This window comes from Streptomyces sp. 5-10, from assembly GCF_014712245.1.
In the GTDB taxonomy this organism is placed as follows: Bacteria; Actinomycetota; Actinomycetes; order Streptomycetales; family Streptomycetaceae; genus Streptomyces; species Streptomyces violaceusniger.
The window spans coordinates 24,797-40,788 of the sequence record NZ_JACVYG010000009.1 but is presented as its reverse complement, the minus strand read 5'-3'; the positions used below and the strand labels follow the sequence as shown (position 1 = coordinate 40,788).

The window sequence follows — 15,992 nt, the reverse complement described above, 5'->3', positions numbered from 1 at the left end:
CAGTCAGTCAGCCGAGCAGTCGAATCAAATGGAGCAGGACGTTGTCCCGTCAGGTGTTCCTCTATGACCCGCCGGACCGTTTCGTCGCCGGTACGGTCGGGCTGCCTGGTCGCCGTACCTTTTTCCTGCAAGCGTCCGCCGGTGGCCGGACCACCAGTGTCGCGTTGGAGAAGACGCAGGTCGCCGCGTTGGCCGAGCGGATAGACGAGCTGCTGGACGAGGTGGTGCGGCGCACCGGCGGAAACGCCCCGGTCCCCGCCGTCGCACCGGCCGAACTCAGCGACACCGGACCGCTGGAAGTCCCCGTGGAGGAGGAGTTCCGGGTCGGCACCATGGCACTCGCCTGGGACGGCGAGGAGCAGCGGATGATCGTCGAGGCGCAGGCGCTGGTCGAGCTGGAGGCCGAGTCCGAGGAGGACCTGGCCGAGGCCGAGGAGCGGCTGCTCCAGGACGATGTGAACGGCCCGCCCATGTTGCGGGTGCGGCTCACCGGGACGCAGGCGCGCGCGTTCGCCAAGCGCGCCCTGGAGGTCGTCAACGCCGGCCGGCCGCCCTGCCCGCTGTGCAGTCTGCCGCTCGACCCGGAGGGACACGTATGTCCGCGCCAGAACGGATACCGCCGCGGAGCCTGACGCCCGCCCGTCTCCCACCACCACCCGGGGCGGAGGCTTCGCGCCTCTTGCCCCCGGTCGAGTTGCTGGCTCACGGTGAGCTGACGGTGCGCGGCCGGGTCCGGGAGGCGTCCAACGCGGTGCTGTACTGCACGGTCGAGTACGAGGGCCACAGCGCCCCTTGCGTCTACAAGCCGGTGGCCGGGGAGCGGCCGCTGTGGGACTTCCCGGACGGCACGCTCGCCCAGCGCGAGGTCGCGGCGTACGAGATCTCCGAGGCCACCGGCTGGGGTCTGGTGCCGCCCACGGTGCTGCGCGACGGGCCGTACGGGCAGGGGATGTGCCAGCTCTGGGTAGAGGTCGAGACGGCCACCGGCGGTCCGGACGGGGCCGACGGCGGGCCGGACGGCGACGGCTCGGAGGAGACCGGGGGAGCGGAGCTGCTGGCGCTCGTCGAGGGCGATGAACCGGGCCCCGGCTGGAAGGCGGTGGGCTACGCCGAGGTCGGTGAGGGCCGTACGGCGCTGCTGGTCCACGCCGACGACGTACGGCTGCGCAGGCTGGCCGTCCTCGACGCGGTGATCAACAACGGCGACCGCAAGGGCGGCCATCTGCTGCCCGCCGCCGGTGGCCGGCTCTATGCGATTGATCACGGCGTGACCTTCAACGCCGACGACAAGCTGCGCACCCTGCTGTGGGGCTGGGCCGGGGAGCCGCTGCCGGAGGATGTGCTGGAGGTGCTGCGCGGGCTGGCGGGCCGGCTGGCCGACGGCGGCCCGCTGAGCGCCCGGCTGGCGGAGCTGATCACCGGGGCCGAGATCGAGGCCCTGCGGGCCCGTGTCGCCGCGCTGTTGCGGACCGGGAGGCACCCCGAGCCCAGCGGCCAGTGGCCCGCCATCCCCTGGCCGCCGGTCTGAGCGGACCGGCCCGCTCCGGTCGGGCGGGGCGGCCCGCACCGGGCCCTTACGGCCGTCCGATCCGGGGCCGGGCGGGGCCCGCCGCGCCCCGCCCGGAGCCCCCGGAGTGCGGTTCGGGCGGCCCAAGCAGCTCGCGGGCGTCCGCGCAAGACCGCCCTTCCGGCCAACACCACTGGTCCGGTTCGTATACGGACGCTGCATCCGGTTACGCTCATTGCATGTATGCCTGGCCCGCTTCTGAGGTTCCCGCCCTGCCCGGCAGTGGCCGCGACCTGAGCATTCACGACACCGCGACCGGGGGACGGATCACCCTGACCCCCGGTCCCGTCGCGCGCATCTACGTCTGCGGGATCACCCCGTACGACGCGACCCACATGGGTCATGCGGCGACCTACAACGCGTTCGACCTCGTTCAGCGCGTATGGCTCGACACCAAGCGCCAGGTGCACTACGTCCAGAACGTCACCGATGTCGACGATCCCCTGCTGGAGCGGGCGCAGGAGAACGGCGACGACTGGACGGCCCTCGCCGAGCGCGAGACCGCCCTCTTCCGCGAGGACATGACGGCCCTGCGGATGCTGCCCCCGCAGCACTACATCGGCGCCGTCGAGGCGATACCGGGGATCGTGCCGCTCGTGGAGCGGCTGCGCGACCTGGGCGCCGCCTATGAACTCGAAGGCGACATCTACTTCTCCGTGGAGTCCGACCCCTCCTTCGGCTCGGTCAGCCGGCTCGACGCCGAGGCCATGCGGCTGCTGTCCGCCGAGCGCGGCGGCGACCCGGAGCGCCCGGGCAAGAAGAACCCCCTCGACCCGATGCTGTGGATGGCCGCCCGTGACGGCGAGCCGAGTTGGGACGGCGGGTCGCTCGGGCGCGGCCGCCCCGGCTGGCACATCGAATGCGTGGCCATCGCCCTGGACCACCTCGGCATGGGCTTCGACGTGCAGGGCGGCGGGTCCGACCTCGCCTTCCCGCACCATGAGATGGGCGCCTCGCACGCCCAGGTCCTCACCGGTGAGCGGCCGTTCGCCAAGACGTATGTGCACGCCGGGATGGTGGCCCTGGACGGCGAGAAGATGTCCAAGTCCAAGGGGAACCTGGTCTTCGTCTCGGCGCTGCGCCGCGACGGCGTGGACCCGGCGGCCATACGGCTCGCGCTGCTGGCCCACCACTACCGCTCGGACTGGGAGTGGACGGACGGGCTGCTGCGGGAGGCCGAGGAGCGCCTCGGCCGCTGGCGTGCCGCCGTCTCGCGGCCCGACGGGCCCTCGGCGGACGCGCTGGTGGAGGAGATTCGCGGGGCGCTCGCGGACGACCTGGACTCCCCGGCCGCCCTGGCCGCCGTCGACCGCTGGGCCGCCGCGCAGTCGGCCACCGGCGGTACGGACGAGGGGGCGCCCGGACTGGTCTCGCGCGCCGTGGACGCGCTGCTGGGCGTGGCCCTTTGACGCGGCGTCGGGGCGCCGTGCCGCGACGGTGAACGCATGAGCCCGCGCCGGGGTCCTCCCGGGGCGGGCTTCTCGCCGTCTCGTACGCGGCATGCGCGGCGTATGCGGTGTGCGCGGCGTGCGTGGTGTGGCCGTCCGTGATGAGACGTCGTGCGCCGTGTGCGGCGGTCGTGGTTACCGGCCGGAGCCGGGCCCCTCGTCCCCGTCGCCATCCCGGTCCTCGGCGCCCTGGCCGTCGTCCGCCTCCTTGGCGTCGTCCGCCTCCCTCGCGCTGTCGGCGTCCTTGACCTCGTCCGCGGGCCCGGCCTCGTCCGATTCCTTGGCGTCGTCCCCGTCGCCGCCGGTGTCCTCGGCGTCGTCCTTGGCCACCTCGTCCTTGGGGGACGGCTTGCGCGGCCGCCCGTGGCCGGTGGACGGGTCGCGCAGATAGGGGGCGCCCGGGCCTCCCGTGCCGCCCTCCAGACCGCCGCTCTCGGTCGCGTGGCCGCCGGGGCCGGGCTGGCCGTCGCGCCGCCGCAGATAGCGCTCGAACTCGCGGGCGATGGCCTCACCCGACGCCTCGGGCAGCTCGGCGGTGTCCCGCGCCTCCTCCAGCGACTGGACGTACTCGGCGACCTCGCTGTCCTCGGCGGCCAGCTGGTCCACGCCCAGCTGCCAGGCCCGCGAGTCCTCGGTCAGCTCGCCGAGCGGGATGCGCACCGCGATGAGGTCCTCGAGGCGGTTCAGCAGCGCCAGGGTGGCCTTCGGGTTCGGCGGCTGGGAGACGTAGTGCGGCACGGCCGCCCACAGGCTCACCGCCGGGACGCCGGCGTGGGTGCACGCCTCCTGGAGGACCCCGACGATCCCGGTCGGGCCCTCGTAGCGGGTCTCCTCCAGATCGAGGCTGCGGGCCAGGTCCGGGTCGGAGGTGACCCCGCTGACCGGCACCGGCCGGGTGTGCGGGGTGTCGCCGAGCAGCGCGCCGAGGATGACGACCATCTCCACGCCCAACTCATGGGCGTAACCGAGGATCTCGTTGCAGAACGACCGCCAGCGCATGCTCGGCTCGATACCGCGCACCAGCACCAGGTCCCGGGACTTCTCCCCGGTGTCCGCCCGGACCACCGAGAGCCGGGTCGTCGGCCAAGTGATCTTGCGCACCCCGCCCTCCAGGGCCACGGTGGGCCGGTTCACCTGGAAGTCGTAGTAGTCCTCCGCGTCGAGCGAGGCGAAGACCTCGCCCTTCCACTCCCGGTCCAGGTGCCCGACCGCGGTCGAGGCGGCGTCTCCGGCGTCGTTCCAGCCCTCGAAGGCACAGATCATGACCGGGTCGATCAGCTCGGGAACCCCCTCAAGCTCGATCACCCAGCGCCTCCTTCCGACCGGGGCGGACGGATGGTGCCGCCTCCAGCTGCAGTTTCCCATTGCGTGCCACCCAAGCCTACGGCTTTCCGGGGCTCCGGCCGCAGCCCCTGTCCAGGAGCACTAGGAGATTCATCCGATCTGTCTCTCGAAAGTTCGGACGCACCTCTGGACGAAACCCTTAGGGCAGCGCTATACATCGGATCACCGCGAAAGGTCCGATGTTCTCTCTCGCGCATCGTTTCAGGGAGCCCCCATTGAGTCAGCGTCCATCCGTCACCGAGCTCGAGGTCCATGACATCCGGTTTCCCACCTCGGAGCAGCTCGACGGCTCGGACGCCATGAACCCGGACCCCGACTACTCCGCCGCCTACGTCGTGCTGCGCACGGACGCCGGAGAGGAGGGGGCGGCCTCCGAGGGCCACGGCTTCGTCTTCACGATCGGCCGCGGCAACGATGTCACCGCGGCCGCCATCCGCTCCCTGCGCCCCCATGTGGTGGGCCGCCCCGCGCCCCTGACCGCCGCCGAGCTCGCCGCCCTGCACCGCGAGCTGACCCATGACTCGCAGCTGCGCTGGCTCGGCCCCGAGAAGGGCGTCATGCACATGGCCGCGGGCGCGGTGGTCAACGCCGCCTGGGACCTCGCCGCCCGGCAGGCCGGAAAGCCCCTGTGGCAGTTCCTCGCCGAGATGTCGCCCGAGGAGCTGGTCGAGCTGGTCGACTTCCGCTACCTCAGCGACGCGCTCACCCCACAGGAGGCGCTCGCCATCCTGCGCGCCGCCGAGCCCGGCCGCGCCGAGCGCGCCGCGCGGCTGCGCGAGCGGGGCTACCCCGCCTACACCACCTCGCCCGGCTGGCTCGGCTACTCCGACGAGAAAATGATCAAGCTGGCGCAGGAGGCCGTCGCCGACGGCTTCGGCCAGATCAAGCTCAAGGTCGGGTCCGATCTGGACGAGGACCTCAGACGGATGCGGCTCGCCCGCGAGGCCGTCGGCCCGGACGTGCGCATCGCCGTGGACGCCAACCAGCGCTGGGACGTCGCGGAGGCGGTGCGCTGGATGAGCGCCCTGGCGCCGTACGACCCGCACTGGATCGAGGAGCCCACCAGCCCGGACGACGTCCTCGCCCACGCCGCCATCCGCGCCGGACAGCCGGTCAAGGTCGCCACCGGCGAGCACGTCGCCAACCGCGTGGTCTTCAAGCAGCTGCTCCAGGCCGAGGCGGTGGACTTCGTCCAGATCGACGCGGCACGGGTCGCCGGGGTCAACGAGAACCTCACGATCCTGCTGCTCGCCGCCAAGTACGGCCTTCCGGTGTGCCCGCACGCGGGCGGCGTCGGGCTGTGCGAACTCGTCCAGCACCTGGCCATGTTCGACTTCGTGGCCGTCTCGGGCAGCTGGGAGGACCGGGTCATCGAGTATGTCGACCACCTCCACGAGCACTTCGCCGATCCCGTAGTCATCGAGTCGGGCCGCTACCGGGCACCGACCGCGCCGGGCTTCTCCGCCCGTATGTACCCCGAGTCGATCGCCGCCTATCGCTATCCGGACGGGCCCGAATGGCAGGCCCGCCTCGCCCGGCCGGTATCGGCTCAGCCCACAGCGGCACCGTCCGCACCCGCACCGTCCGCACCCGCACACGCTCAGGAGGACCACCAGTGACCACCGGTGACTTCGAAGGGCTGGCCGCGCTCGTCACCGGCGGCGCCTCCGGCATCGGCGCCGCCATCGCCGCCACGCTGCGCGACCGGGGCGCGCGGGTCGCCGTGCTCGACCGCGATCCGTCGGGCGCCCCGGACGGCACGCTGCCGCTCAAGGCCGATGTCACCTCCGCCGAGGGGGTCAGGACCGCGGTGGACGCGGCCGTGGCCGAGTTCGGCGCCCTGCACACCGTCGTCGGCAACGCGGGCATCGGCGCGATCGGCAGCGTCGAGGACAACTCCGACGAGGAGTGGCACCGGGTGCTGGACATCAATGTGCTGGGCCTGGTCCGCACCGCGCGGGCCGCGCTGCCCCACCTGCGCGCCGCCGCGGCCGACCGGCCCGGCGCCGTGTCCATCACCCACACCTGCTCGATCGCCGCCACCGCCGGGCTGCCGCAGCGCGCCGCCTACAGCGCCAGCAAGGGCGCGGTGCTGTCGCTGACCCTCGCCATGGCGGCGGACCACATCCGCGAAGGGGTGCGCGTCAACTGCGTCAACCCCGGCACCGTGGACACCCCGTGGGTCGGCCGGCTGCTCGACCAGGCCCCCGACCCGGCGGCCGAGCGCGCCGCCCTGGAGGCCCGGCAGCCCACCGGACGGCTGGTCTCCGCCGACGAGGTGGCCGCCGCCGTCGCGTACCTCGCCAGCCCCGCCGCCGCGGCCGTCACCGGCACCGCGCTGGCCGTCGACGGAGGGATGCAGGGGCTGCGGCTGCGCCCCGCCTCCTCCTGAGACCACCGCCCGATCGCTTGAGACAACCGCACAATCGCCTCCGCCCGAGGCCGGCACCACCCGCACGACTCGACCCAGGAACGACCAAGGACGGGACTCGATGACGAGACTCCGCACCACCGGCACCGCCGCCTGCGCCGCGCTGCTGGCCGTCGCAGCGCTCACCGGCTGCAACCGAGAGAGCAATGGCGCCGGCGGCGGCAAGGTCGGCATCGACATGCCGCGGACGGACACCGACTTCTGGAACTCCTACCAGCAGTACCTGGAGAAGGGCATCGACAAGGGCACGGTCTCCGCGCTCCCGCTGTCCAACTCGCAGAACGACATCGGCAAGCTGGTCGCCAACGTCCAGGCGTTCACCGACCAGGGCGCCAAGGCGGTCATCATGGCCCCCCAGGACACCGGGGCCATCTCCTCCACCCTGGAGCAGCTGGAGGAGAAGAAGATCCCCGTGATCAGCGTGGACACCCGGCCCGACTCCGGCAAGGTCTACATGGTGGTGCGCGCCGACAACCGGGCGTACGGCACCAAGGCGTGCGAGTACCTCGGCGAGAAGCTGGGCGGCAAGGGCCGGATCGCCGAGCTCCAGGGCGACCTCAGCTCCATCAACGGCCGGGACCGCTCGCAGGCGTTCGCCTCCTGCATGAAGAAGAAGTACCCCGGCATCAAGGTGCACGAGCTGCCCACCGACTGGAAGGGCGATGTGGCCTCCGCCAAGCTGCAGAGCCTGCTGGCCCAGCACAAGGACGTGAACGGCATCTACATGCAGGCGGGCGGCGCCTTCCTGCAGCCCACGCTCGCGCTGCTGGAGCAGAAGCGGCTGCTGAAGCCCGCCGGTTCCGCCAAGCACATCACGATCATCTCCAACGACGGGATACCCGAGGAGCTGGACGCGATCCGCTCCGGGAAGATCGACGCCACGCTCTCCCAGCCCGCCGACCTCTACGCCCAGTGGGCCCTGAACTACGCGAAGGCCGCTCTGGACGGCAAGACGTTCAAACCCGGCCCCACCGACCACGGCTCCAAGATCGTCAAGATCGAGAACGGCCTGGAGGACCAGCTCCCGGCGCCGCTGGTCACCAAGGAGAACGTCGACGACAAGAAGCTGTGGGCCAACCAGCTCGAGAAGAAGTGACCATGGCCGAGGCCGAACAGCCCGCCGTCGTACGGGCCCAGGGCATCGTCAAACGGTTCGGGCCCACCGTCGCCCTGGACCACGCCCGGCTGGCGGTGCGGCCCGGGGAGGCCCATGCGCTCGTCGGGCGCAACGGGGCGGGCAAGTCCACGCTGGTGTCCGTCCTGACCGGGATGGAGCGCCCGGACGAGGGCGAGGTGACCTTCGCAGGCGAGTCCGCCCCCGGCTACGGCGACACCGCCGCCTGGCAGCGCAAGGTGGCCTGCGTCTACCAGAAGTCGATGGTGGTCCCGGACCTGACGGTCGCCGAGAACCTCTACCTCAACCGCTTCCCAGGCGCAGGGCGCATCCGCTGGCGCGCCCTGCGCGAGGACGCCCGCGCGCTGCTGGCCGAGTACGGCGTGGAGGTGGATCCGCAGACGCGGGCGAAGAACCTCAGCGTCGAGCAGCGGCAGTTCGTGGAGATCGCCCGTGCGCTCTCCTTCGGCGCCCGGCTGATCATCCTCGACGAGCCCACCGCCCAGCTCGACGCGGGCGGGATCGACCGGCTCTTCGCCAAGCTGCTTGAGCTGCGCCGGCAGGGGGTCGCGTTCCTGTTCATCTCGCACCACCTGCAAGAGGTCTACGAACTCTGCGACACCGTCACCGTCTTCCGCGACGCCCGGCACGTGCTGACCGCCCCGGTCGCCGGCCTCCCCAAGGAGGAGCTGGTGGCGGCGATGACCGGGGACGACGGCGGGGCGCCCGAGGGCGACTCCCGGGCCGTCGTCCGCGCTCCCGTCGCCCGTAAGGAGGCCGACCCGGACGGGGAGCCGGTGCTGCGCACCGAAGGGCTCGCCCTGGACGGCGAGTTCGACCCGCTGGACCTGGTGGTGCGCCCCGGCGAGGTGCTCGGCCTGGCCGGGGCCACGGCCAGCGGCAACACGGCGGTCGGCGAGACCCTGGTGGGGCTGCGCAAACCGGCCGGCGGGCGGCTGTCGGTGCGCGGCCGGCCGGTGCGCCCCGGCAGCGTGCCGCACGCCATCGACGCGGGCATCGGCTACGTCCCGGAGGACCGGCACGACCAGGGCCTGGTCCTGGGCCGCAGCGTCGCCGAGAACGCCACACTGACCGTCACCGACCAGCTCGGGCCCTACGGCACGGTGCTGCCCTCCCGGACCCGCGCCTTCGCCCAGCGGATGATCACCTCACTGGACATCAAGACCTCCGGACCTTCGCAGCCCGTTTCGGGTTTGTCCGGCGGAAATCAGCAGAAGGTCGTCATCGCGCGGGCGCTGGCCCGTGAGCCCAGCGTCCTGGTCGCGATCCGCCCGACCGCCGGGGTGGACGTGAAGTCCAAGGACGCGCTGCTCGGCGTCGTACGGGACGTGGCCGCGGCCGGGAGCGGCGCGGTCATCGTCTCCGACGAACTGGACGATCTGCGGGTCTGCGACCGGATCCTGGCGTTCTTCCACGGCCGGGTGGTCGCGGAGTTCGGCAGCGGCTGGAGCGACCGTCAGCTCGTGGCCGCCATGGAGGGCATCACGGAGCCGGGCACCAATGGCACGGCGGGGGACACCGAAGACCGCACAGAAGGAAGGCAGACATGACCGATACCGCACGGCAGCGCACCGCCGAGGCGGTGGCTGACGACCCGGCGGGGGGCCGGCCGCGGATCGACATCGCGCGGTGGCGCGATCTGTCGCTGGTCCCCGTGATCTTCGTCCTCGGGGTGATCGGCTTCATCGTCTCGCCCGCCTTCCTCACCGAGGACAACCTGATCGGCGTCGTCCAGCAGTCCACCGAGCTGGGGCTGCTGGTGCTGGGCGAGGCACTGATCCTGATCAGTGGGCGGATGGACCTCTCCCTGGAGTCGACCATCGCCGTGGCGCCGGTGATCGCCCTGTGGTTCGTACTGCCCGAGCACGGGGCGCGGTTCGAGGGCCTGGGGCTGCTGCCGGTGTGGACCGCGATACCGCTGTGCCTGGCGGTCGGGGCGCTGATCGGCGCGGCCAACGGCTTCCTGATGCTCAAGCTGCGCGTCAACGGCTTCATCGCGACCCTGGGCATGCTCACCATGCTGCGCGGTCTCCAGGTCGGCATCGCCGAGGGCCAGTCGATCGTCAACGTCCCCGAGTCCTTCCGCTACCTCGGCAAGGCCGAGTGGCTGGGCGTGCCCGCCGCCGTGTGGATCTGCCTGGGGCTGTACGCCCTCGGCGGCCTGGCGCTGGGCTATCTGCGGCACGGGCGCGCGCTGTACGCGATCGGCGGCAACCCCGAGGCCGCGCGCGCGGCGGGCATCCGGGTGGACCGGATCACCTGGATCGTGCTGAGCGTCGGCGGACTGCTGGCCGCCTTCGCGGGCATCCTGTACACGGGCCACTACGGCTCGGTCGCCGCGACCCAGGGCAACGGCTGGATCTTCCAGGTGTTCGCCGCCGCGGTCATCGGCGGGATCAGCCTCAAGGGCGGCCGCGGCACCCTCTTCGGGGCGCTCACCGGCGTGCTGACGCTGCAGCTGGTCGTCAATGTGATGACCCTCGGCGGGGTACCGCCCCTGTGGAACCAGTTCATCAACGGCTCGATCATCATCGTCGCGCTGATCATCTCCCGCTACGCCAGCGGCGAGAAGCAGGACTGAGAGCCGGGAGGAAGCCATGGCGGTCGACGGCGGACGGGCCCCGAGCGGCCCGCGCGAACTGGGGCGCTCGGGGGTGCGCGTACCACCCCTGGGCCTGGGCTGTGCGCCGCTGGCCAATCTCTACGAGGCGGTGCCGGAGGAGCGCGCGCTGGACACCGTAAGGGCGGCGTTCGACACCGGTCTCACCTATATGGACACCGCGCCGCACTACGGCGTCGGGCTGTCCGAGGAGCGGCTGGGGCGGGTGCTGGCCGGGCGCGACCGCGCCGGGTACACGCTCTCCACCAAGGTGGGGCGGCGGCTGCGGCCGCGCGCCCCCGGGGAGCCCGTCCAGGCGGACGGGTTCGCCGACACCCCCGACCGGGTCCGGATGTGGGACTTCACCCGGGACGGCATCCGCGCGAGCCTCGAGTCCTCCCTGGAACGGCTCGGGATCGACGCCGTGGACATCGTCTACCTCCACGATCCGGAAGACCACATCCGCGAGGTCTATGAGACGGGCTTCGCGGCGCTGGCCGAGCTGAAGCAGGAGAAGCTCGTCCGGGCCATCGGCTTCGGCATGAACCACAGCGACCTGCTCGCCCGGTTCGTCGCCGACTTCGACGTGGACGTCGTGCTGTGCGCCGGGCGCTGGACGCTGCTGGAGCGCACCGCCTTCGACGATCTGCTGCCGGTGTGCGAGCGGCGCGGCACCTCCGTGGTGGTCGGCGGGGTCTACAACTCCGGGCTGCTCGCCGACCCCGCCCCCGGGGCCCGCTACGACTACCAGCAGGCGCCGCCCGAACTCCTCGCACGGGCCCGGCGGCTGGCCGAGGTGTGCGCCGAGTTCCAGGTGCCGCTGCGGGCCGCCGCGCTGCGCTTCCCCTTCTGCCACCCCGCGGTGGCCGCTGCGGTGGTCGGCTGCGCCTCCCCGGCCGAAGTCCGGGACAATGCCGAGCTGTTCGCCCTCGACATCCCCGATGAGCTGTGGCAGGCCCTGGTCCGGCGCGGTCTGCTCGACGACGACATCCCGCTGCCGGTCTGAGCCCCCGAGGAGTGCCCGCGTGCCCGTGCCGCGCCGTATCGACGCCCATCACCACCTGTGGGACCTGACCCGCCGTGAGCAGCCGTGGATGGACGGCGCGTGGGCCGAGCCCATCCGCCGCACCTTCACCCCGGACGACCTCGCCCCGCACCTGGACGCGCAGGAGATCGACGCCACCGTCGTCGTCCAGTCCAGCTCCTCCGTGGAGGAGACCCGGGAACTCCTGGCCCTGGCCGGCGGATCGGACCGGATCGCGGGCGTCGTCGGCTGGGCCGACCTCACCGACCCCGGGGTGGGCGAGGTGCTCGCGGAGCTGGCCGCGGGGCCCGGCGGCGACCGGCTGGTGGGCGTGCGCCACCAGGTGCAGGACGAGCCGGATCCGCGGTGGCTGGACCGCGAGGACGCCCGCCGGGGGCTGGCCGCCGTGGCCGACGCGGGTCTGGTCTACGACCTGCTGGTCACCCCGCGCGAGCTCCCCGCGGCCCTGGACGCCGTCCGTGAGCTGCCGCAGCTGCGCTTCGTCCTCGACCACGCCGCCAAACCGCCCGTGGCGAGCGGGGAGCGCGACCCCTGGGCCTGGCAGCTGGCCGCGCTCGCGGCCCTGCCGAACGTCGACTGCAAGCTGTCCGGCCTGGTCACCGAGGCCGACTGGGACGGCTGGAAGCCCGAGCAGGTGCTCCCGTACGCCTGGCACGTGCTGGACGCCTTCGGGCCGGGCCGGGTGCTGTTCGGCTCCGACTGGCCGGTGTGCCTCCTCGCCGCCACCTACGACGAGGTGGTGGCCCTCGCGGACCGGGCCACGCTCCGGCTCGGCGAGGACGAGCGCGCCGCCGTCTTCGGCGGCAACGCGGCCCGCGCCTACGGTCTGGGAACCTAAGGGGTTTGCGGCGGATCGTGACGCCTGCGGCGGGCGGCTCCCCTACCCGCCCCTTCCCACACAGCGTCGATGTGCGGCTCCGCCGCGTGGGGGCTCCGCCCCAGACCCCGCTCCTCAAGCTCCCCCAGCTACCGCTGGGCGGTGCCCCCTGGAGAGGCTGGAGGGTGGGGCTCCGCCCCAGACCCCGGGGTCCATGGGCGAAGCCGCTGCCACGTGGCGGAGCCGCATATCGGTGCTGCGGGGCCCGCCGACGGGGGGTCTGGGGGCGGAGCCCCCAGCGGGGGCCGGGGCGGAGCCCCGGTGGGCTCACAGCGTGGAGCGCAGCCACTGCTCCACGCTCGCGATGTGCACCGTCGCCCAGGACCGTGCCGCCTCCGGGTCGCGGTCCCGCAGGGCGGCCAGGATCGCCCGGTGCTCATGGAGGGTGCGGCTGACCGCGTCCTCCTGCGTCAGACCGCGCCACACCCGCGCCCGGGTGGTGGGCCCGGAGAGCCCGTCGAGCAGCGAGCAGAGCACCGAGTTGCCCGAGGACTGGACGATGCCGCGGTGGAACTCCAGATCGCAGGCGACCAGCTCCTCCACCGAGGGCTGCTGCCCGAGCGCGTCCAGCTGCTCCTGGAGCCGGTCCAGCTCGGCGTCGCTGATCCGGGTGGAGGCCAGCGCGGTGGCCGCGGGCTCCAGGATCCGCCGCACCGCCAGGAACTCCAGCACCGTGTCATCGCGGTGGAAGTCCACCACGAAGCTCAGCGCCTCCAGCAGCAGTTGGGGATCGAGGCTGGTCACATAGGTGCCGTCGCCCTGCCGTACGTCGAGGATCCGGATCAGCGACAGCGCCCGGACGGCCTCGCGCAGCGAGTTGCGCGACAGCCCCAGATCGGCGGCCAGCTCGCTCTCCTTGGGGAGCCGGTCACCGGGGCGCAGCGCGCCCGAGACGATCATGCCCTTGATTTTTTCGATCGCCTCGTCGGTGACCGCCATGGTGGACCTCCCCGGGCCAAACATCCGATGTATCAGGTCCATTATGACGTGCTGGGACCGGCGGCGTCTGCCGGGGACGCCGCCGGTCCGCTGTGACCTTTTACCAGGGGGCCCGAGGCGGGCTCAGAGCCGGTTCATCGGATGGCTCAGAAGGTGAACGGCCCCGGGGACTGGGCCGAGGTGGCGGTGCAGTTCACCGTGATCAGCCCGAAGATGACCAGCTTGAGCGACTTCGCCTCCAGGACGTCGCCCGCGGCCACCGTGCCCTTGAGCGGGCCGGTGGTCACATTGGAGCCGGTCGGGATCGCCGGGTTGGAGCTCCCGGTGAAGGTCTTGGTTCCGCCGCCGCTCTTGGACAGCGTCAGCGTCGAGCTCACCGAGCCCGCCGGAACGTCGATCGGGGCCTTGATCGCCCCCGAGGACAGGGTGATGGTCGCGGAGGTCCCGCTCTGCGTGGCGGTCAGGCTGGCCAGGCCCGACCCGTACGTTCCGCAGTCGGCCGTGAGGGTGGCGGTCGTGGGGGTGACCGCGGTCGCGGTCGGTGCCAGCGCCAGCGCGCCGGCGGCCAGTGCTGCTGCTCCCATTGCCGTGCTGATCCCGAGCTTGATCCGTCTCATGGGATTGCCTTCCGGAGTGGGGGAAAGTGCGGCTGATGTGTGGGGGGTTCCCGCCCGTCATCCACGGGCAGGGAGTTCCCGCCCGTCATCCACGAGCGGAGGGTTCCCGCCCGTCGTCCACGGGCGATGTCATTGATGCGCGCACCGCCGAAGAAGGCAAGAGCGATTCAGCTGATTTTTAACGCGCGAGTAAGTACACCGCCCCCGGTGGATCGGCCGCCAACTGCCCTTGGCGCGCGGCGAGTTCGCACGATCACGCAAAGGCCCCGGGCGCGCGACGAGGGCGGCTGGGGCAATGAGCAGCTCGGGCGGCCGGGTGAGAAGACGTTTCTTCTCACCCGGCCGCCCGGGCCCGGGAAGGCGGCCCCGCGGGGGTCAGGGTCGCTTGGCCAGCAGATCCTCGACCCGGCTCCGGATGTCCTCGGAGTCCAGGCCGCGGATGGTCAGGGTGGTGCGGCGGCGCAGGACGTCGTCCGCCGTGCGCGCCCACTCGTAGTCCCGGGCGTAGACGACCTGCGCCCAGATCTCCGGGGCGTCGGGGTGGATGCGCTCCGCGAGCGCCGGGTCGCCGCCGGCCAGCCGGGCGATGTCGAAGGAGAGCGAGCCGTAGTGGGTCGCCAGATGGCGGGCGGTGTCGGCGGCCATCCGCGGGCCGGGGGTGCCGCCGTCCACCAGCAGCCGGTGCTCGACGGCGTGCGGGTTGGCCAGGCCCGGCAGCGGCATGTGCCGGGGCAGCTGCGTGACCGGCTCCATGTCGTCGGCGAGCGGACGGCCCGGCAGCTCGGCCAGCTTCCGCATCACGGTGCGGCCGATGTGGCGGAAGGTGGTCCACTTGCCGCCGGCTATGGAGAGCATCCCGCCCTTGCCCTCGGTGACCACCGTCTCCCGCTTGGCCTTGGCGGTGTCGCCCGGGCCGCCGGGCAGCACCCGCAGCCCCGCGAACGAATAGGTGATCAGATCGCGCGAGAGCTGCTGGTCGCGGATGGAGAAGGCCGCCTCGTCCAGGATCTGGGAGATGTCCGCCTCGTTGACCGCGACATCGGCCGGGTCGCCCTCGAACTCCTCGTCCGTGGTGCCCAGCAGCAGCATGTCCTCCCAGGGGAGGGCGAAGGTGATGCGGTACTTGTCGATCGGGGTGGCCAGCGCCGCCCGCCAGGGGGAGGTGCGCTTGAGGACCAGGTGCGCGCCCTTGGACAGCCGGATCGACGGCGCCGCGCCCGGGTCCTCCATCCGGCGCAGGTGGTCCACCCAGGGGCCGGTGGCGTTGAGCACCAGACGGGCGCTGACCCCGAACTCGGTGCCGTCGGTGCGGTCCTTGAGCTCGGCGCCGGTGACCCGGCCGTCGTTCTTGCGCAAGGCCATGACCTCGGCGTGGTTGAGGACGGTGGCGCCCGCCTCCACGGCCGCCCGGACCGTCATCAGGGCCATGCGGCTGTCGTTCATCTGGCCGTCGCCGTAGACCGCGACCGCCTTGAGACCTTCGGTGCGCAGTTCCGGGACGTCGCGCGCGGCCCGCTCGGCGCCGATCACATGGCCCACGCCGTCACGGAAGGCGGAGAGCGCCGAGTAGGCGAAGACGCCCGCGCCCAGCTTGGCCGCGCCGTGCGGACCGCCCTTGTAGACCGGCAGGTAGAAGGTGAGCGGGTTGGACAGGTGCGGGGCGACGGTACGGGAGACCGCGCGCCGCTCGAAGTGGTTCTCGGCGACCAGCTTGACCGCGCCCGTCTGGAGATAGCGCAGGCCGCCGTGGAGCAGCTTGGAGGAGGCCGAGGAGGTGGCGCCGGCGAAGTCACCGGCGTCCACCATCGCCACCCGCAGCCCGGACTGCGCGGCGTGCCAGGCAGTGGTGATGCCCAGGATGCCGCCGCCGATCACCAGGAGGTCGTACGTCGCCTTGGAGAGCTGTTCCCGGGTTTCGGCTCGGCTCGGGTTCGAACCGGCAGCCGGGTGCGTTCCGAGGGAGGACGGAACGCTCTGCAGGGTGGTCATT

Annotated in this window: 14 protein-coding genes; 10 read left to right on the top strand and 4 right to left on the bottom strand. The window is 72.4% G+C overall.

Annotation, left to right across the window (positions count from 1 at the left end; all coding sequences use genetic code 11):
• Positions 1-41: 41 nt before the first annotated feature.
• From IEJ02_RS13715 to mshC, 3 genes are all read left to right on the top strand, one after another.
• Positions 42-632, top strand: a complete 591-nt coding sequence (locus IEJ02_RS13715) for a DUF3090 domain-containing protein (protein WP_137977274.1) — start codon at positions 42-44, stop codon at positions 630-632.
• Complete coding sequence (locus IEJ02_RS13710) at positions 596-1,528, top strand: SCO1664 family protein (RefSeq protein WP_191065120.1); 933 nt, start codon at positions 596-598, stop codon at positions 1,526-1,528. Before IEJ02_RS13715 ends, IEJ02_RS13710 begins: the two co-directional genes overlap by 37 nt.
• A 218-nt stretch (positions 1,529-1,746) precedes the next feature.
• A complete protein-coding gene (gene mshC, locus IEJ02_RS13705; protein ID WP_191065119.1) occupies positions 1,747-2,976 on the top strand; it encodes a cysteine--1-D-myo-inosityl 2-amino-2-deoxy-alpha-D-glucopyranoside ligase in 1,230 nt (409 codons plus the stop codon).
• A 174-nt stretch (positions 2,977-3,150) separates the two neighbouring features.
• Here mshC and IEJ02_RS13700 read toward each other — a convergent pair whose 3' ends face one another.
• A complete protein-coding gene (locus IEJ02_RS13700; RefSeq protein ID WP_191065118.1) occupies positions 3,151-4,320 on the bottom strand; it encodes a PAC2 family protein in 1,170 nt (389 codons plus the stop codon).
• A 218-nt stretch (positions 4,321-4,538) separates the two neighbouring features.
• Here IEJ02_RS13700 and IEJ02_RS13695 point away from each other — a divergent pair, with 218 nt between their 5' ends.
• From IEJ02_RS13695 to IEJ02_RS13665, 7 genes are all read left to right on the top strand, one after another.
• Positions 4,539-5,978 carry an enolase C-terminal domain-like protein gene (locus IEJ02_RS13695; protein ID WP_191065117.1) on the top strand — a complete coding sequence of 480 codons (1,440 nt, stop codon included), beginning with the start codon at positions 4,539-4,541 and terminating at the stop codon, positions 5,976-5,978.
• Positions 5,975-6,751 (top strand): SDR family NAD(P)-dependent oxidoreductase, encoded by a 777-nt coding sequence (locus tag IEJ02_RS13690; RefSeq protein ID WP_191065116.1) that lies wholly within the window; start codon positions 5,975-5,977, stop codon positions 6,749-6,751. The genes IEJ02_RS13695 and IEJ02_RS13690 overlap by 4 nt, the downstream gene beginning before the upstream one ends.
• Positions 6,752-6,851: 100 nt before the next feature.
• On the top strand, positions 6,852-7,886 hold the full coding sequence (locus IEJ02_RS13685) for a sugar ABC transporter substrate-binding protein (RefSeq protein WP_191065115.1): 1,035 nt from the start codon (positions 6,852-6,854) through the stop codon (positions 7,884-7,886).
• A gap of 2 nt (positions 7,887-7,888) precedes the next feature.
• On the top strand, positions 7,889-9,475 hold the full coding sequence (locus IEJ02_RS13680) for a sugar ABC transporter ATP-binding protein (protein ID WP_191065114.1): 1,587 nt from the start codon (positions 7,889-7,891) through the stop codon (positions 9,473-9,475).
• On the top strand, positions 9,472-10,506 hold the full coding sequence (locus tag IEJ02_RS13675) for an ABC transporter permease (RefSeq protein WP_191065113.1): 1,035 nt from the start codon (positions 9,472-9,474) through the stop codon (positions 10,504-10,506). Before IEJ02_RS13680 ends, IEJ02_RS13675 begins: the two co-directional genes overlap by 4 nt.
• A gap of 16 nt (positions 10,507-10,522) precedes the next feature.
• On the top strand, positions 10,523-11,530 hold the full coding sequence (locus IEJ02_RS13670) for an aldo/keto reductase (RefSeq protein WP_191065112.1): 1,008 nt from the start codon (positions 10,523-10,525) through the stop codon (positions 11,528-11,530).
• A gap of 25 nt (positions 11,531-11,555) precedes the next feature.
• Positions 11,556-12,407 carry an amidohydrolase family protein gene (locus tag IEJ02_RS13665; RefSeq protein ID WP_191065248.1) on the top strand — a complete coding sequence of 284 codons (852 nt, stop codon included), beginning with the start codon at positions 11,556-11,558 and terminating at the stop codon, positions 12,405-12,407.
• Between the two features lie 306 nt (positions 12,408-12,713).
• On the opposite strand, the gene IEJ02_RS13660 is transcribed toward IEJ02_RS13665, so the two are convergent.
• The 3 genes from IEJ02_RS13660 to IEJ02_RS13650 form a co-directional block, all read right to left on the bottom strand.
• Entirely contained in the window at positions 12,714-13,385 is a 672-nt protein-coding gene (locus IEJ02_RS13660) for a FadR/GntR family transcriptional regulator (protein ID WP_137977271.1), read from the bottom strand.
• Positions 13,386-13,531: 146 nt separating this feature from the next.
• On the bottom strand, positions 13,532-14,002 hold the full coding sequence (locus IEJ02_RS13655; RefSeq protein ID WP_191065111.1) for a hypothetical protein: 471 nt from the start codon (positions 14,000-14,002) through the stop codon (positions 13,532-13,534).
• A 375-nt stretch (positions 14,003-14,377) separates the two neighbouring features.
• A complete protein-coding gene (locus IEJ02_RS13650) occupies positions 14,378-15,991 on the bottom strand; it encodes a glycerol-3-phosphate dehydrogenase/oxidase (RefSeq protein ID WP_191065110.1) in 1,614 nt (537 codons plus the stop codon).
• Position 15,992: the final 1 nt, after the last annotated feature.